15 protein-coding genes and 1 tRNA gene are annotated in these 14,743 nt (G+C 72.6%); 5 read left to right on the top strand and 11 right to left on the bottom strand.

What is annotated here, in order from left to right; all coding sequences use genetic code 11:
* Nucleotides 1–188 precede the first annotated feature (188 nt).
* A complete protein-coding gene (locus tag HDA43_RS17110; protein ID WP_179821910.1) occupies nt 189–857 on the top strand; it encodes a class I SAM-dependent methyltransferase in 669 nt (222 codons plus the stop codon).
* Between the two features lie 114 nt (nt 858–971).
* Here the strand turns inward: HDA43_RS17110 and HDA43_RS17105 are convergent, their stop codons facing one another.
* Both HDA43_RS17105 and HDA43_RS35105 read right to left on the bottom strand, forming a co-directional pair.
* The gene (locus tag HDA43_RS17105) at nt 972–1,658 is read right to left on the bottom strand and encodes a response regulator (RefSeq protein ID WP_312873331.1); all 687 of its coding nucleotides are present in this window, start codon (nt 1,656–1,658) and stop codon (nt 972–974) included.
* A 61-nt stretch (nt 1,659–1,719) separates the two neighbouring features.
* The gene (locus HDA43_RS35105; protein WP_312873330.1) at nt 1,720–2,964 is read right to left on the bottom strand and encodes a sensor histidine kinase; all 1,245 of its coding nucleotides are present in this window, start codon (nt 2,962–2,964) and stop codon (nt 1,720–1,722) included.
* A 296-nt stretch (nt 2,965–3,260) separates the two neighbouring features.
* On the opposite strand from HDA43_RS35105, the gene HDA43_RS17095 reads away from it, so the two are divergent.
* Entirely contained in the window at nt 3,261–4,343 is a 1,083-nt protein-coding gene (locus HDA43_RS17095) for an AF_0692 family protein (RefSeq protein WP_179821908.1), read from the top strand.
* 106 nt (nt 4,344–4,449) lie between these two features.
* On the opposite strand, the gene HDA43_RS17090 is transcribed toward HDA43_RS17095, so the two are convergent.
* Both HDA43_RS17090 and HDA43_RS17085 read right to left on the bottom strand, forming a co-directional pair.
* A complete protein-coding gene (locus tag HDA43_RS17090; protein WP_179821905.1) occupies nt 4,450–4,617 on the bottom strand; it encodes a hypothetical protein in 168 nt (55 codons plus the stop codon).
* Between the two features lie 26 nt (nt 4,618–4,643).
* Nucleotides 4,644–4,910, bottom strand: a complete 267-nt coding sequence (locus tag HDA43_RS17085; protein WP_179821902.1) for a hypothetical protein — start codon at nt 4,908–4,910, stop codon at nt 4,644–4,646.
* A gap of 152 nt (nt 4,911–5,062) precedes the next feature.
* Here HDA43_RS17085 and HDA43_RS17080 point away from each other — a divergent pair, with 152 nt between their 5' ends.
* Nucleotides 5,063–5,407: a hypothetical protein gene (locus HDA43_RS17080; protein ID WP_179821899.1), complete on the top strand. Its 345-nt coding sequence runs from the start codon at nt 5,063–5,065 to the stop codon at nt 5,405–5,407.
* A 12-nt stretch (nt 5,408–5,419) separates the two neighbouring features.
* Here the strand turns inward: HDA43_RS17080 and HDA43_RS17075 are convergent.
* A tRNA-Thr gene (locus tag HDA43_RS17075) sits at nt 5,420–5,496 on the bottom strand.
* 257 nt (nt 5,497–5,753) lie between these two features.
* Nucleotides 5,754–7,268, bottom strand: a complete 1,515-nt coding sequence (locus HDA43_RS17070; RefSeq protein WP_179821897.1) for an alpha/beta hydrolase — start codon at nt 7,266–7,268, stop codon at nt 5,754–5,756.
* Nucleotides 7,269–7,672: 404 nt separating this feature from the next.
* Here HDA43_RS17070 and HDA43_RS17065 point away from each other — a divergent pair, with 404 nt between their 5' ends.
* Nucleotides 7,673–8,950, top strand: a complete 1,278-nt coding sequence (locus HDA43_RS17065; protein ID WP_179821895.1) for a DUF4407 domain-containing protein — start codon at nt 7,673–7,675, stop codon at nt 8,948–8,950.
* Between the two features lie 206 nt (nt 8,951–9,156).
* Here the strand turns inward: HDA43_RS17065 and HDA43_RS17060 are convergent, their stop codons facing one another.
* From HDA43_RS17060 to HDA43_RS17050, 3 genes are all read right to left on the bottom strand, one after another.
* Nucleotides 9,157–10,011, bottom strand: coding sequence for an alpha/beta fold hydrolase (locus HDA43_RS17060; protein WP_179821893.1), 855 nt, complete (start codon nt 10,009–10,011; stop codon nt 9,157–9,159).
* A gap of 172 nt (nt 10,012–10,183) precedes the next feature.
* Nucleotides 10,184–10,960, bottom strand: coding sequence for a class I SAM-dependent methyltransferase (locus HDA43_RS17055; RefSeq protein ID WP_179821892.1), 777 nt, complete (start codon nt 10,958–10,960; stop codon nt 10,184–10,186).
* Nucleotides 10,961–11,138: 178 nt separating this feature from the next.
* Nucleotides 11,139–11,981 carry a PSP1 domain-containing protein gene (locus HDA43_RS17050; protein ID WP_179823349.1) on the bottom strand — a complete coding sequence of 281 codons (843 nt, stop codon included), beginning with the start codon at nt 11,979–11,981 and terminating at the stop codon, nt 11,139–11,141.
* A 110-nt stretch (nt 11,982–12,091) separates the two neighbouring features.
* Between HDA43_RS17050 and HDA43_RS17045 the strand changes: the two genes are divergently transcribed.
* On the top strand, nt 12,092–13,303 hold the full coding sequence (locus tag HDA43_RS17045; protein ID WP_179821891.1) for an RNA-guided endonuclease InsQ/TnpB family protein: 1,212 nt from the start codon (nt 12,092–12,094) through the stop codon (nt 13,301–13,303).
* 108 nt (nt 13,304–13,411) lie between these two features.
* On the opposite strand, the gene HDA43_RS17040 is transcribed toward HDA43_RS17045, so the two are convergent.
* Both HDA43_RS17040 and HDA43_RS17035 read right to left on the bottom strand, forming a co-directional pair.
* Nucleotides 13,412–14,101 carry a permease-like cell division protein FtsX gene (locus HDA43_RS17040; RefSeq protein ID WP_179821890.1) on the bottom strand — a complete coding sequence of 230 codons (690 nt, stop codon included), beginning with the start codon at nt 14,099–14,101 and terminating at the stop codon, nt 13,412–13,414.
* Nucleotides 14,098–14,652, bottom strand: coding sequence for a SigE family RNA polymerase sigma factor (locus HDA43_RS17035; protein WP_179823347.1), 555 nt, complete (start codon nt 14,650–14,652; stop codon nt 14,098–14,100). Before HDA43_RS17035 ends, HDA43_RS17040 begins: the two co-directional genes overlap by 4 nt.
* Nucleotides 14,653–14,743 lie beyond the last annotated feature (91 nt).

The raw sequence follows: 14,743 nt of genomic DNA, 5'->3' as shown, positions 1-14,743 counted from the left end.
ATGTATACAACGTACACCAGTAGGTTAACGGCGTATACCTCTTGAGATCGGGCGCCCCGGATCGTGGAGCGCCGTGCCGGCGCTCTACTTGCGCGGTCCAGATGCCGGTCCACTCCCATCGCCGGAACCCCGGCTGTCCGCCCGGCCGGACTCCCGATTTTGTCGGTGACGCCTGCGAGGGTCTCCCCATGCCGACGTCAGACCTCGCACCCATCGCCGCCTTCTGGGACACCGTGGCGGACGCCTTCGACGACGAAGCCGACCACGGCCTGCGGGATCGGCAGGTGCGTGCCGCGTGGACGCGACGACTCGCCGAATGGCTTCCCGGCGACCCCGCCGATGTCCTGGATCTGGGCTGCGGCACCGGTTCGCTGACCCTGCTGCTCGCCGAACTCGGGCACCGTCCCACCGGGGTCGACCTGTCACCCCGGATGATCGAGCAGGCCGGGCGCAAGCTGTCCGCGGCGGGCTTCGACGTGCCCTTCATGGTCGGCGACGCGGGCAATCCGCCCGTCGCCGCCTACGACACCTTCGACGTGATCCTCGTCCGGCACCTCGTCTGGACGCTTCCCGACCCGCGGGAGGCCCTCGACCGCTGGCTCGGCCTGCTCAGCCCCGGGGGGCGGCTCATCCTCGTGGAGGGCCGCTGGAACGCCCCGGGCGGCGACGACCCCTACGTGCCCGGCTCCCCGCCGCTGCCCTGGCTCGGCGGCGTCCCCGCCGCGCGGCTGATCGAGACGCTGGAGCAGCGGGCCCGCATCGTCCACGTCGAGCAGCTCACCGATCCGGCGCTGTGGGGCAAGCCGATCGACGACGAGAGGTACGTCGTGATCGCCCGCCCGGACTTCGCCGGATAAGGCCGCCGACGAAAGACGGTGTCGTCGTACGTGGCCGCTGATGTCTCACGCCGATCGGGAAGAGACCCGTCTCTCCGCCTCTGCCACAGGCGCGAGACCGGGACCGGCCGCTGTCTATGACGCGTCGTGGACGGCCAGGGCCAGCTGGACGCGGTTGTCCAGGCCCGCCTTGGTGAGAATGCGGGAGACGTAGCCCTTGACCGTTCCCACGCTCATGTGCAGCTCACCGGCGATGACGGCGTTGGTCTTGCCCTGCCCGACCGCGAGCGCCACCTCCCGCTCGCGGTCGCTGAGCGCCGACAGCACCCGCCGGGCATCGGCCCGCCGCCGATCCTCCTCCTCGGGCAGCAGATGGGCGATCAGCCGCCGGGTGACGCTCGGCGACAGGCTGGGCTCGCCGGCGGCGACGCGCCGGATCGCCTCGACGATCCCCTCGGGGGGCGTGTCCTTCAGCAGGAACCCGCCGGCTCCCGCGCGCAGCGCCCGGAAGACGTACTCGTCGGCGTCGAACGTGGTCAGGATGATGACCTCCGGCGCGTTCTGACGAGCACGCAACCTGCGGGTCGCGTCGATGCCGTCGATGCCGGCCATCCGGATGTCCATCAGCACCACGTCGGGGGAGTACTCACCGACCGCGGCCTGGACCTGCGCGCCGTCGGCCACCGCACCCACCACCTGGAGGGCGGGCGCGCCCCTGAGCATCAGCGTCAGCCCGGCGCGGACGAGCGCGTCGTCGTCGACGATGAGCACCCGGATCGCGGCGGACGCGCTCCCGGGCCCACCGGGGGACGCATTCGCCACCTCACCCGCGGACGCACTCGCGGACCTGCTCGCGGGCGGACCCGTGGACCCGCTCGCCGGCTCACTCACGGGGCCGCTCACGTGGCCATGGTAACCGCGCCGCCAGCCGGAACCCGCCGCCGTCGGTGCGTCCCCGCTCCAGGCGCCCGCCCGCCAGCGAGACCCGTTCCTCCAGCCCGGCCAGCCCGGCCCCGGCTCCGGTCGTGGCCAGCCCCGCCGCCGCCCGCCCGGCGGGCGGCGGGTTGCGCACCTCGACCGTCAGCTCGCCGCCGGCCGCACCGGAGACCACGACGGTGACGGGCCGGCCGGGCGCGTGCTTGCGCGCGTTGGTCAGCCCCTCCTGTACGACGCGGTACGCGGTGCGCCGGGTCGTCTCCGGCAGGTCGGCGAAGCGCACGTCGTGCTCACGTAGCTCGATGCGCATCCCGGCCCGCCGCGACTCCTCCACCAGCGGCGCGAGCCCGGTCAGCGGAAGCTCGGCCGACGGGCTCTCGCGCAGCACGGAGATGACCGCGCGCAGCTCCTGCAGTGCCTGGTGGGCGCTGGCCCGGATCACCCCGGCCGCGTCCGCGACCTCGTCCGGCCTGGCGCCGGCGTTGAACTCCAGCGCCCCGGCGTGCACCGCCAGCAGCGACAGCCGGTGGGCGAGCACATCGTGCATCTCGCGGGCGATGCCGAGGCGTTCGGCGCGCCGGGCCTCCTCCGCGCGCAGCCGCTGGTCGGCCTCGGCGCGGCGGGCCCGTTCCGCCAGTGACGCCAGCAGCTCCCGCCGGGTCCTGGCCACGATGCCCCAGCCGGTGATCGCCCCGCCGAACAGCACTCCGACCAGCGCCCACACCGGGTACGGCGCCAGCCCGGACGGCCGCCAGGCGAACCTGACCAGTGTCGCCGCCACCCACGCCATCCCCACCGCGACGGCCGCGGGCGGTCGCCGGTACAGCGCCGCGAAGAGCGTGGCGATCCCCGCGGCCACCGACGCGGCCGCGGCCGGGACGGACAGCGCGATGACGGCCAGCGGTGCGGCCACCGGCCACCGGCGGCACAGCCATATCCCCGCGCACGCCAGGACCCCACCGGCCACGTCGGCCCACAGGTACCAGCCGGGCGCCCCCGGGACCAGATCCCCCCAGACCACCGCGGCGGCCCCGGCCACGGCGAGCACGACGCCGCCGGCCCCGACCACCCGGTCTCGCCGCGACCGCCCCGAACCCGGCCGCCGGTCCTCCCCCGGGCCCCGGCGGCTCCCGGTCGCGCCGCCGCTCGCGGCTCCGCGGTCCCGCCCCGGGCCGTCGTCGGCTGCGGTCACGCGCTCCTGTCCCGGACCGTCGCCACCTGCGGTTGCGCGGTCCCGTCCCGGGCCCCCGCCGTCTGCGGCTTCTCCGTGTCTCCGAGGCTCGCCGTCGCGGCGGCCCCCGTCCCGGCCCTGTGCTGCGAACACAACCGCAGAGCGTATCCGCCGGCCTTCCGCCTGATAAGCGACCAAGGTCGCCGTCGCCGCCCCCGCCATGGCAACCAAAGTCACCGCCGGGAAGCGACCGAAGAGGTCACGGACCGGTCTGGCGGCAGCAGCGCGCCGCACCCGCCGCGGGAGACCGTGGGCGCATGGTCACCTCACGAGCACGCGGCCGGTGGGCCGCGCTCCTGCTGGCCGGGCTCACCCCGGTCGTCGCCGAGCTCACGCTCGGCAATCCGCCTCTCCGCCAGGCGTGGCTGCTCCTGCTGTGGATGCCGATCTACGGCGCCGGCACCGTACTGATCCGCGAGCTGGTACGCCGTACCGGCCGGGGCTGGCCCGCCGTCCTGCTGCTCGGGGCGGCGTACGGAATCGTGGAGGAAGGGCTGGCGCTGCAGGCGCTCACCAGCCCGACCATCTACGGCGTGGCCGACTGGGCGCCCAGGATCCTCGGCCTCAACAGCGCCTACACCGAACTGAACATCCCCTACCACGCGGTCTTCAGCGTGGCGCTGCCGATCCTGCTGGTGGATCTCCTCTTTTCGGATCTTCGCCATCGGCCCTATCTGGGGCGGACCGGGCTGGTCGTGGCGGGGGTGGTGTTCGTGCTGGGCGCCCTGCTGCTGCGGTGGACGACGGCCTTCATCGACCCCGGCTACCAGGCACCGCCGGCGGCCCTGGCGGCATTCGTGCCGGCGATCGCGGCGCTCGCGGTACTCGCGCTGCGGTTCGCCCCCCGCCATCCGGGCCCGCCGGTCGCCGTACCCCGGCCGGTCCCCGCACCGCCGTCCGCCGCGTCCCGGACGGCTCCCACGCCGCCGAGCGCCGCGCCCGGGGCGGTTCCCGTGCCATCGGTCGTCGCGTCCCGGACGGCTCCCACGCCGCCCGTCGTCGCGTGCCTGGCCGGGGTGGTGGCGTTCGGATATCTCGCGCTGCTGTTCCCCTTCGGCGGCGCCCGGCACCCGGCCTTCACCCAGGGCGGCTGGGTGGTGGTCCCGATGGTGGTGGCGGCGCTCCTGGCGGTGGCGGCGGGGATGCTGCTGCGCCGGTGGACGGCGCACGGCGGGTGGCACGACCGGCACAGCCTGGCGCTGGCCGGCGGGGCGCTCGTGGCGCACACCGTGTTCGGAGTGATCGCCAACGGCGAGAACACCACCGACCGCGTGTCGCTGGCCGCGCTCGGACTCGTCATGATCGGCCTGCTGGCCCTGCTCACTCGGCGTACGCGGTGACGGCACCGAACACCCCGGGTCCCGGGCGATGGACGCCTCGCGAGCCGCGACACGGCTTCGCGTCCCTGCTCTCAGCTTCCTCTGTGGGCGGACGGGGCGAAGATGCTCAGGAGTGCGCGAGGACGGCCGAGGGGCGGGTACGGCGCTGGTAGGAGCGGGTGCAGAGGGCGAGCGAGACGCCCAGGCCGGCGAAGGCGAGTCCGCCCACGTAACCGACCCAGGAGGACCAGCCTTCGGCGTCGCCGATCGTGAAGCCGACAGCGGAGGCGATCAAGGTGGCGAGACCGTAGGGGGCGAGGATCAGCGCGGCAGCCGCTCGCCCCAGGGCCGGGCCAGCGCCGCCAGCAGCAACACCCCGACAAGGGCGCCCAGCACGGTGAAGTCGATCCCGTGCTGCTCCATCCACACCAGCACCTCGGGCGCGCCGTTGGCGCGCATCCCAGCGCCGAGATCACCGGCCGGCCGGCCGACGTTCCCGCCGAACGCCCAATAGGTCTTCATCAGGATGTAGGGAGTCAGCGCAGCGATTCCGAACCACATGGCCTTGAGGGACTTCACCGAGGTCACGCCGCTGAGCATGGCACAGCCCCGGATCCGGAACCTCCCGAGGGCCGGCCGGCTCTCCCGCAAGGGAGATTGACAACGGGCGGGAAGAACGGGGCATGCACCCTGGATCATCTGACGGACCTCGGAGGAAGATCTTTGTCGAGGCGACGTCCGTGCAGGTGGAGGGCATCCGAGAACCGGCGGTGACCAGAGCGGACGTCTCGCTCCAAGAGCATCGGGAGCGCCGGGAGCTGGAGCGCGAGGCTGCCGGGAAGCGTTGGCAGGAGCACGGCCTTGTGTTCGCGCCGAACGTCGGCACCCACCTGGACGCGCACAACGTACGACGCGCCTTCCGGAAGGTCCTCCAGAACAATGAGCTGAATCCGAAGGAGTGGACGCCCCGGAAGCGGCAGCCTGAGGATGGCCTTTCACCGAACCGGAGCGGCCGCTCGAAGACCTTGCCTGAGGGCGTAGTCACGCAGATAGATACGACAGAGGCCCTCACCGGATCCCGGTGAGGGCCTCTGACCTGGAGCCGCCTTCGGGATTCGAACCCGAGACCCCTTCATTACGAGTGAAGTGCTCTGGCCGACTGAGCTAAGGCGGCATGCCGTGTGGTGCACACGGCCTATGGCAGTCTACAGGCTTCCGCGACCGTTCGCTCCCCCGAGCGGCCCCATATCCGCCCCCCCGTATCCGGTCCCTGCCATCCGGCTCCCCCTAGCCGGCCGGCCATCTCCCGCCCGACCGACCGCCTCCGTGCTCAGGCCGACCGCTCCCGTACCTCAAGCCGACCGCTCCCGTGTCTCAGGCCGGCTGTTCTCCCCTAGTTCGGACCCTCGTTCAGGCCGGCCGCCGCCCCGCTCAGCCGATCTTCGGGCAGTGGGTCCCGTCCCGGGGGACCTTCAGGTCGATCAGGTAGTCGTCCACCAGACGGTCGACGCAGGACGAGCCGGTCAGGTAGGCGGTGTGCCCGTCGCCGTCAAAGCCGACCAGCACGCCCGAGGAGAGCTCGTCGGCCAGGGCCTTCGCCCATTCGTACGGCGTGGCCGGGTCGCGCTCGGTGCCGACGACCATGATGGGGGCGGCGCCGGGGGCGTCGGTCCGGTCCAGGGGCTTCCCCTTGACTGGCCAGTAGACGCAGGGCAGCGATCCCCACGTGGCGTACTGGCCGAACAGCGGTGCCTTCTCCGCCGCCTGGTCCGCCGCCTTGGCGAAGGCGGCGGAACCGGCCGGACCGGCGGGGTAGCGGGCGTCGACGCAGTTGATGGCCATGTTGGCCTCGGTCTGGTTGGAGTAGTCGCCGTTCTCCTTACGGTCGATCATCAGGTCGGCCATGCGCAGCAACAGGGTCCCGTCGCCCTTGAGCGCCTCGCCCAGCGCCTGGCGGAGCACCTGCCAGGCCTGCCGGTCATAGAGAGGAGTGATCAGGCCCAGGGTGGCCCACGCCTCGCTGACCTGGCGGTCGTCGCCGATCCGGTTCGCGAGCTGGTTCCGGTCGGCACGGCGCAGCAGGTCGGCGACCTCCCGCCGGGCGGACTTCACCGTGCCGGTGAACGGGCAGTCGTCGGCGGTGAGGCAGTCGGCCAGGAAGGCGTCGAGGGCGACCTCGAAGCCGTGGGCCTGGGCGGCGCTCATCGCCATCGGGGACAGCGAGGTGTCCACGGCGCCGTCCAGCACGAGGGCGCGGACCCGGGCGGGGAACAGGTCGGCGTAGACCGCGCCGAGCTGCGTGCCGTACGACTTGCCGAGGTAGGTGAGGCGGCTGTCTCCGAGGGCCGCGCGCAGGCGGTCCATGTCGCGGGCCGCGTCGGCCGTGCCGACGTGTGGCAGGAGCCGCCCCGACCTGGCCTGGCAGCCGGCCGCGAACTTCCGCGAGCCCTCCTCCAGGGCGGCCACCTCGGCCGGGGAGTCGGGGGAGGCGTCCAGGCCGACATAGGCGTCGAGGTCGCCCGACGACAGGCACCGTACGGGCGAGGACCCGCCGACCCCGCGCGGGTCGAACCCCACCACGTCGAACCGGGCGCGGACCGCGTCGCTCAGCACGGAACGCGCGCTGCGGGCGTACTCGACGCCCGAGGCGCCCGGACCGCCGGGGTTGATGAGGATCGAGCCGATGCGGCGGCCGGTGGCGGGGAGCCGGATCACGCTGATCTCGATGCGCTCGCCGTCCGGCTTTCCGTGGTCCAGCGGCACGGGCAGCTTCGCGCACTCGAAGCCGTCGCCGCAGTCCTTCCACGCGAGCCCGGTGTCCGGCCTGGTCACCCCGGTGCAACCGGTGGCGAGGACGGCCAGCGCCGTGAGGACCGCGACGACGGCGGTGACGGCCCGGGAGGCGGCCGGAACCTCGGAGGGTGGGTGCCCGGCACGTCTACGCACTGCTTCGTCCTCCAGACCTGGGGCCCCGGATCACCCGGCGAACCGCGCCCGCCCTTGGGGAAGGAGGGTCGCCGCGCCGCGTCCGCACCCGCCCGGACGGGCGGCGAGGACCACGCTAACCCCACCCGCCACGCCATGGAACACCCACCGGCGCATCCGGCACCGCCCCGTTTGTCGATCCATGAGGCGCTTGTTCGGCCCAAAGTAACGTTTTCCCCAGCCGCGCGGGTCACCATCGGCCGATAGCGATGAGCGTGGTACGAACATGAACCAATGCATTCTGAGTCTCATTCTTCATAACCGGCTGGACGCATTCCCACTGACGAGGAACGTCCCGCCCCTCACCCATCCGGGTGACTCCGACCAGGTAGCGGCGGCGACGCGCGGGAAACCGGAAAGAATCCATGGGAAGCAGCCATTTCACACGCCCCCTCGCCACCCCGGGCGGTTCGAGGGCCGCGGACGAGGTGGCCGCCGGACGGCCCGGCCTGGGCAGGCGACTGCGGACGCTGGCGGGCGTGGACGAGGGTGTCCTGGGCCGCATACCGCTGGAGCGGACCCGCTACGTCGGCCTCGGCGGCGTGGTCCTGGGAACGGCCGTCGTCGCCGGGATCTCGATGTGGTTCGCGCTGAGCCAGGTCCTGGGCGGCGCCCACGTCGCCATGCTCATCCCCGTCGTGGTGTGGGCGCTCATCGTGCTCAACCTCGACCGCTGGCTCGTCTCGACCGTCACCGGAACCTGGCGGGCCAGGCTGATGCTGCTGGTCCCCCGGCTGCTCGTCGCGGTGGTGCTGGGTTTCATCATCGCCGAGCCCCTGGTCCTGCGGGTCTTCGAGACCGCCGTGGTCCAGCACGTGATCAACGGCCGCGAGACCGCGCTGATCGCGGAACGCGACCGGCTGCTGGAGTGCAACTCGCGGGTGCCCGGCAGGACCTCCGGCCACCGGGACTGCACGAACGCCAGGCTGCTGACCTCGACGGCCGACGCCGACCTCAACCGGCTGAGCAGCCTGGAACGCGACGCCGGCACGCTGCGGACGCAGGTCGCCGCCGACCGGGATCGGTACGACAGGCTGGTGGACCAGGCGACGGCCGAATGCGCCGGTGAAAGCGGTGAGGGCCTGAGCGGCAGGAGGGGCATGGGGCCGCTCTGCAGACGCCTCGACGCCGCCGCCAAGCGTTTCATGGACCGCAGCGGGCTGGGGGAGAACCAGCGGAAGCTCCAGAGACTGGAGGGCCGGATATCGGCACTGCGCGGCCCGCTCGCCGAGCGGCAGGCCGACTTCGAACGGCGGCTGGACGCGCGCGTCGAGGAACGGCTGGCCGCGATGCCCGGCAAGGACGACCCCGTCGGCCTGCTGGAGCGCATGCGGGCGCTGCACGAGGTCACCGCGACGAACGTCTACCTCAGGCAGGCGACGTGGCTGCTCCGCTTCTTCCTGATCCTCGTCGACTGCCTGCCCGTCCTCGTCAAGATCATGAGCGGGACGACCGCCTACGACCGCATGGTGGACCGGACGAACCAGGCGCAGGAGATGGTCTACAACAGGCGCGTCCGGCTCGACACCGAGGCTCGTCTGGAGGAACTGGAGCTGCGCGCGCGGCGCGGCGCGGATCGACGCCGCCGGGAACACCGCGCGCTGGACGCCACCGCCGGCACCCGCGCCGGCCTCCTCCCCTGACCCCGCCCGTACGGCGCGGCCTCCACGACCCACGGCCACGGCACCGGCCTCCCCCCACGGCCCGCCGCGACAACCCCACGGCCCGCCTCCACGACCCCATGGCCTGCCGCTACGGTCCCACGGCCCGCATCTGCGACCCCGCCCCCTCCCGCGGTTCCCGTCGCCGTCGTCCCGGTCCCGGTCCCGGTCCCGGTCCCAGGGGCGCTCTACAGCGCCGACAGGAAGTCCTTCAGGGCGGCGGTGAACTCCGCAGGGCGCTCCAGCGGCGGCAGGTGGCCGGTGTCCGGGATGTCGACCCGGCGGGCCTGCTTGATCCCCCGTGTCACCAGATCGGCCAGCTCCAGGATCTCCGGCCCGTCCGCGAGGCCGGTGACCATCAGGGTCGGCACCCTGACCTCATCGAGCCGGCCCTTCGCCGGGGGGTCCAGCTTGCGGGAGGCGGCAGGCGGCCCCTCGGTCCAGGACCGCCGGTTCAGCAGCCGGTCCATCTCCAGCGCCGCCGCCCACACCTCGGGGGTGAGGTCGTGGCGGTCGCGGTCCGGCCCGGCCACCAGGAACTCCGTCTCCGCCGCCGAGTACGCCTCCAGTTCCGCCTCGTCGAGGGATTCGGCCTTCCCCTGGCGGTACCACCGGAGCCGGTCCACTCCGATCACGTCGTGCACCCACTCCCGGTACCGCGCGAGCATCGACGCCGGCCACTCGTGACCGGAGACGGCAGGGGCGACCAGGACGAGCCCGGTCACCCGCTCGGGCGCGGAGAGCACGGTGTCCAGGGCGATCCCGCCGCCGGCCGAGCCGCCGACCAGCGCGGCCCGCTCCACGCCCAGCGCGTCGAGCAGTGCGAGCAGGTCGTCATGGTGGGAGAAGTCACCGGTCGCGGCGTCGGTCTCGCCGTACCCCCGCCAGTCGTAGCGGATCACCCGGTGGGTCTCCGCCAGCGCCCGGAACTGGTGGTCCCACATGCGCCGGTCGGCGCAGCCGGCGTGCACCAGCACGACCGCCGGGCCGTCGCCGGCCTCGTCGTATCCGAACTCGGCCCCGTTGATCCGGATCTTCGTCATGCCCGGGACCGTACCGGCCCCTCCTTCGCGCCGCCCAGCCTTCTTCACCGGGAGCGGAGCACTCCGGACCCGGCGTGAGGCCCGGCGGCCTCCTGGCCTCACGCCGGGTCCGGGACCGTCTGGCGTGAGGCCCAAGGGCCGACCGCCCGGTCCCGGCTCAGCGGAACGCGCCTCAGGCGGGAAGGGGTTTGCGGGCCTCGATGAGGAAGCGGGTCGCGTACGCGACGAAGGGCCCCTCGTCCTGTATGCGGTCGTGGAGCTCCCGGAGTTCGGCGCGGTAACGGCCGGCGGAGAAGCCGGGGACGATCCAGATCACCTTCCGGAGGAAGTAGATCACCGCGCCGACGTCGTGGAAGACGGTGGACAGCCGCTCCCACCTGAGGTCGAGCACCTCCAGGCCGGCGTCCTCGGCGGCGGCCCGGGCCCGCTCGGGGTCGCGGGCGGTGCCGTGCGGCTGCGGCCCCATGAAGAACTCCGTCAGCTCCCCGACGCTCCCCGAGCCGACCTCCTGGGAGAGATACGTCCCGCCGGGCCGGAGCACCCGGGCGATCTCCTCCCACCAGGTGGTCACCGGGTGGCGGCTCGTCACCAGGTCGAAGGCGCCGTCCTGGAACGGGAGCCTCGGCTCGTCGTCGTCGGCGACGACCGCGACCCCGCGCGGGCGCAGCCTCGCGGCGGCGCGGGTGATGTTCGGCGGCCAGGACTCGGTGGCGACCGTCACGGCGGGAAGCCGCGGAACGCCCGCGAGCACCTCACCGCCACCGGTCTGGACGTCCAGTGCGGCGTGGGCGCGCGCCATGCGCTCGGCCATCAGCCGCGAGTATCCCCAGGAGGGCCGTTCCTCGGTCGCCCGGCCGTCCAGCCAGGAGAAGTCCCAGCCGTCGACCGAGACCGACTCGGCCTCCGCCACCAGATCGTCGAACGATCGCTTCGCCGCCTCCGCAACCATGTTCCGAGGCTGACAGCCCTCCGGGCGGATCGTCCAACGGATTTCCCCGTGTCGGAACACACGCCGGCCCGCCGTCATCGCGCGGGCGCCGTCCACCCCGGTCTCGCGGCTCAGCCGGCCTCCGCCCCGGCGCCGGCGCCGACCTCCCGCCGCACCCGCCCCGGCCTCCGGAGTCCGTCTAACCTCCGGAGGCGGTCTCCGGTGCCGTGCCGTACATCGCGTCGTGCTGTTTGCGGGGTGAGCAGACCGAGGCCGACGGGCAGGCGCAGCGGCGGCCGCCCTCGTCCAGCCGTACCGTCACCGAGTCGGAGGGGACGTTGCGCCCGACGACGGTGCCGGGCCCCTCGGGGGTGTCCACCTTCGACCCGACCCGGGGCATCGTGCGGTTGGCCTCCATGTAGAGGGGGTGCTCGTACTTCAGGCAGCACATCAGCCGTCCGCACGCCCCCGCGATCCGCATCGGGTTGACCGGGAGGTTCTGGTCCTTGGCCATCCGCACCGAGACGGGCTCGAAGTCCTTCAGGAAGGTCGCGCAGCACAGGTCGCGGCCGCACGGGCCGATGCCACCCTGCAGGCGGGCCTCGTCACGCGGGCCGATCTGCCGCAGCTCGACCCGGGCGCGCAGGTTTCGGGCGAGGTCGCGGACGAGGGCGCGGAAGTCGACGCGGTGCGGGGCGGAGAAGTAGACGGTGTAGACGTTGTCGGCGTCGAGGTAGTCGACGCCGACGACCTTCATCGGCAGGGTGTGCCGCTTGATGAGCCGTTTGGAGACGCTTCTGGCCTCGGCGCGCCGCCGCCTGTTGCTCTCGTCGCGTGTCAGGTGCTCCTCGCCGGCGATGCCCGCGCACACCGGCAGGTCACCGATCTCCTCGCTGGTCCACTGCGGAGCCCACACGCATTCGGCCACCTCGGGCCCGGCGTCGGTCGGCACGAGCACCTTGTCGCCGACCTTGGGGCTGTGCTCGCCGGGGTCGAGGTAGTAAAGACGGCCGTAGCGGGTGAAACTCACCGCCATGATCATGCTCATCGAAACTCCTTGAGCGTGGAAACCCGGTCCTTCAGAGCCGGGAGGAAACGCGGCACAGTGCCAAACGGCTTACCGGATACAGCGACTTCTAATAAGATTCGAATGTGCGTACGGCCTACAAGGTGCGGGCCTACCCCACCCCCGAGCAGGCGGCCACGCTGAGCCGCACGTTCGGTTGCGTACGCGTGGTGTGGAACCGCACCCTGGCCTGGCGGCACGCCCGCTACCACGGCGAAGGGGTCACGACGAACTTCACCCAGGCCAACGCCCATCTGACGGCGATGAAGGCCACCGATGAGCTGGCGTGGCTGAACGAGGTGTCGTCGGTCCCGCTGCAGCAGGCCATCCGCCACCAGCAGGTCGCCTTCACCAACTTCTTCGCCGGACGCGCCAAGTACCCCCGTTACAAGTCCCGCACCGGCCGCCAGAGCGCCGAGTACACCCGCTCGGCCTTCCGCTACCGCGACGGTCGCCTGTTCCTGGCGAAGATGGACGCGCCCCTGGCGTTCGTGTGGTCCTGGCCGGACATCGACCCGGCCACCATCGACCCGACCACGGTGACCATCTCGTGTGACCCGGATGGGCGCTGGTACGCCTCCTTCGCCGTCGATGTCGACGACCCGGAGCAGGCCCCGGCGACCGGCCGGGTCGTGGGTGTGGACGTCGGGGTGAAGGATTTCGCCGTCACCTCCGACGGCGAGACGATCGCCAACCCGCGCCACCTGACCGAGCGGGAGCGCAACCTGGCCCGCTACCAGCGGCGCATGGCCCGCAAACAGCGCGGTAGCAGCAACCGGGCCAAAGCGAAGGCGAAGGTCGCCCGCGCGCACCGCAAGGTCCGCGCCTCCCGCGCCGACTTTTTGCACCGCACCTCGGCCCGGCTGGTCCGCGACCACGACGTGATCGTGATCGAAGACCTCGCGGTGGCGAACATGGTCCGCAACCGGAGCCTGGCCAAGGCGATCTCCGACTGCGGATGGGGCGCCTTCCGCCGCATGCTGGAGTACAAGGCCGCCAAACACGGCCGCCACCTGATCGTGATCGACCGCTGGTACCCGTCCAGCAAGACCTGCTCGGCGTGCGGGCACCTGCTCGCCGAACTCTCGCTCGGCACCCGGACGTGGCAGTGCCCGTCCTGCGGCACCCGGCACGACCGGGACGTCAACGCCGCGAAGAACATTCTGGCGGCAGGTCTTGCCGTGTCGGCCTGTGGAGGTGACGTCAGACACTCCGGGTCCTCCCGGGTGCGGTCGCCGGTGAAGCAGGAACTCCAGCCCGCGAGGGCCGGAGTCCCCGTCCCTCAGGGCGGAGAGTAGTCAAGAGGCTCCAAACTGCAGGGGGTACGGCTGGCGCCCTCCCCGCCACCCTACGCGCCGGACCACCGCAGCGGACCCCCGGATTCTCCGCTCAGCCGGGACGAACCGTCACTCCCCGTCCGGAGGGGTGAAGCCGGGGAAGGAACACTGCTGCGGGTCGTCCCCCCACGGGAGCATGCGCTTGATCGTCCCCCACGGGGGGATCCTCTCGAGCAGGCACCGGGTGTCGACGGCGTTGGACACACCGGGTAGCCCGCCCGCCGCCCGCGTCAGGGCCAGGGAGTCCGTACCCGGCTTGACCCGGAGCCGGAATACCTCGGGCATGTCCTCGCGGCGGATCACGTTGAGGAGCGTGGTGTTGTCCGCGTTCTGTCGCCGGAAGTTCTCCCAGTTCGTCCGCTGATCCTCGAAGGTGATGCTCTCCACCTCGGGCCGGCCTGCCAGCGTCCGGCGCAGCTCCTCCCGTTCCGCCTCAATGATCCCCTTACCCCCGCAGTTGGGGAAGGGGTCCTGGTCCTTGCACAGGAAGACCGAGACGTCGGCCATCCCCGACGGCCCGGTACCGCCCGCGGCCATGGCGACGACCATCGCCTCCCCGGGCCGCGAAGAGGGTGCGGCGAGGCTCGTGACGCCGACGGCGACGGCCGTGACGGCCAGCGCGGCGGCGGCGACCCGCATCGGGAGCCGCGTGCGCCGGCGGACGGGTACGGCCAGCGGGCGGACGTCCGCGACCGTCCCGGCGGCGGCCGACAGGGCTCCGCGCAGGCGGTCCTCGGTGATGTTCCGGTCGGTGCTCATGATTCCTCCCCGAGCGTCCGGGCGAGGGCGGCCAGCCCGCGCGCGATGGTGGACCGGGCCGTTCCGGCCCTGATGCCCATGACCTCCGCGATCTCCTGGTCGGGCAGGTCGAGGTAGTAGCGCAGGATCAGCGCCTCGCGCTGCCGCTTCGGCAGGCCGAGCAGCGCCGTCAGGACCTCTCGGCGTTCCTCGCCGAGCAGCGCCGCGTGTTCGGCCGACCAGACGGACGGCTCGTACGGCGCGGCCCGCCGGAACGCCACCGCCCGGCGCCGCAGCACCGACCGGGCCCCGTTGAGCACCGCCGAGCGGACGTAGGCCAGCGCGCGCCCGGGATCGCGCAGGCGGAGCCGTCCCGCGTGCGTCCGGGCGAACGCCTCCTGCACGACGTCCTCGGCGGTGGCCTGGTCGCCCACCATGAGCAGGGCCAGCCGCACCAGGCCGAGGTGGTGTTCGGCGAACAGTCCCGCGACGTCGACGCGGTCCCTCGCCGGGCGCTCCGCACGGGGAGGAGCCTCGGTCTTCGGTTCCGGGGTCGTCCCCGAGAATGACATGGTCACGTCACAGAGACGCCGGACCGGGCCGTCTGCTGCTCGGTCCGGCGTACATTTTCCGGCGACCTTCCCGGTGGATCCCTCAGCGAGC

The sequence above is a fragment of the Streptosporangium sandarakinum genome (genome assembly GCF_013409935.1).
GTDB lineage: Bacteria > Actinomycetota > Actinomycetes > Streptosporangiales > Streptosporangiaceae > Streptosporangium > Streptosporangium nondiastaticum.
The sequence above is the reverse complement of the archived record's forward strand: the minus strand, read 5'-3'. Positions and strand labels throughout refer to the sequence as shown.

Bases quoted from the DNA above. Each gene is read 5' to 3' on its own strand.
- HDA43_RS17040 (WP_179821890.1), bottom strand. From the start codon at position 14,101: ATGAGCACCGACCGGAACATCACCGAGGACCGCCTGCGCGGAGCCCTG.
- HDA43_RS17060 (WP_179821893.1), bottom strand. From the start codon at position 10,011: ATGACGAAGATCCGGATCAACGGGGCCGAGTTCGGATACGACGAGGCC.
- HDA43_RS17065 (WP_179821895.1), top strand. From the start codon at position 7,673: ATGGGAAGCAGCCATTTCACACGCCCCCTCGCCACCCCGGGCGGTTCG.
- HDA43_RS17095 (WP_179821908.1), top strand. From the start codon at position 3,261: ATGGTCACCTCACGAGCACGCGGCCGGTGGGCCGCGCTCCTGCTGGCC.
- HDA43_RS17050 (WP_179823349.1), bottom strand. From the start codon at position 11,981: ATGATCATGGCGGTGAGTTTCACCCGCTACGGCCGTCTTTACTACCTC.
- HDA43_RS17035 (WP_179823347.1), bottom strand. From the start codon at position 14,652: ATGTCATTCTCGGGGACGACCCCGGAACCGAAGACCGAGGCTCCTCCC.
- HDA43_RS17055 (WP_179821892.1), bottom strand. From the start codon at position 10,960: ATGGTTGCGGAGGCGGCGAAGCGATCGTTCGACGATCTGGTGGCGGAG.
- HDA43_RS17110 (WP_179821910.1), top strand. From the start codon at position 189: ATGCCGACGTCAGACCTCGCACCCATCGCCGCCTTCTGGGACACCGTG.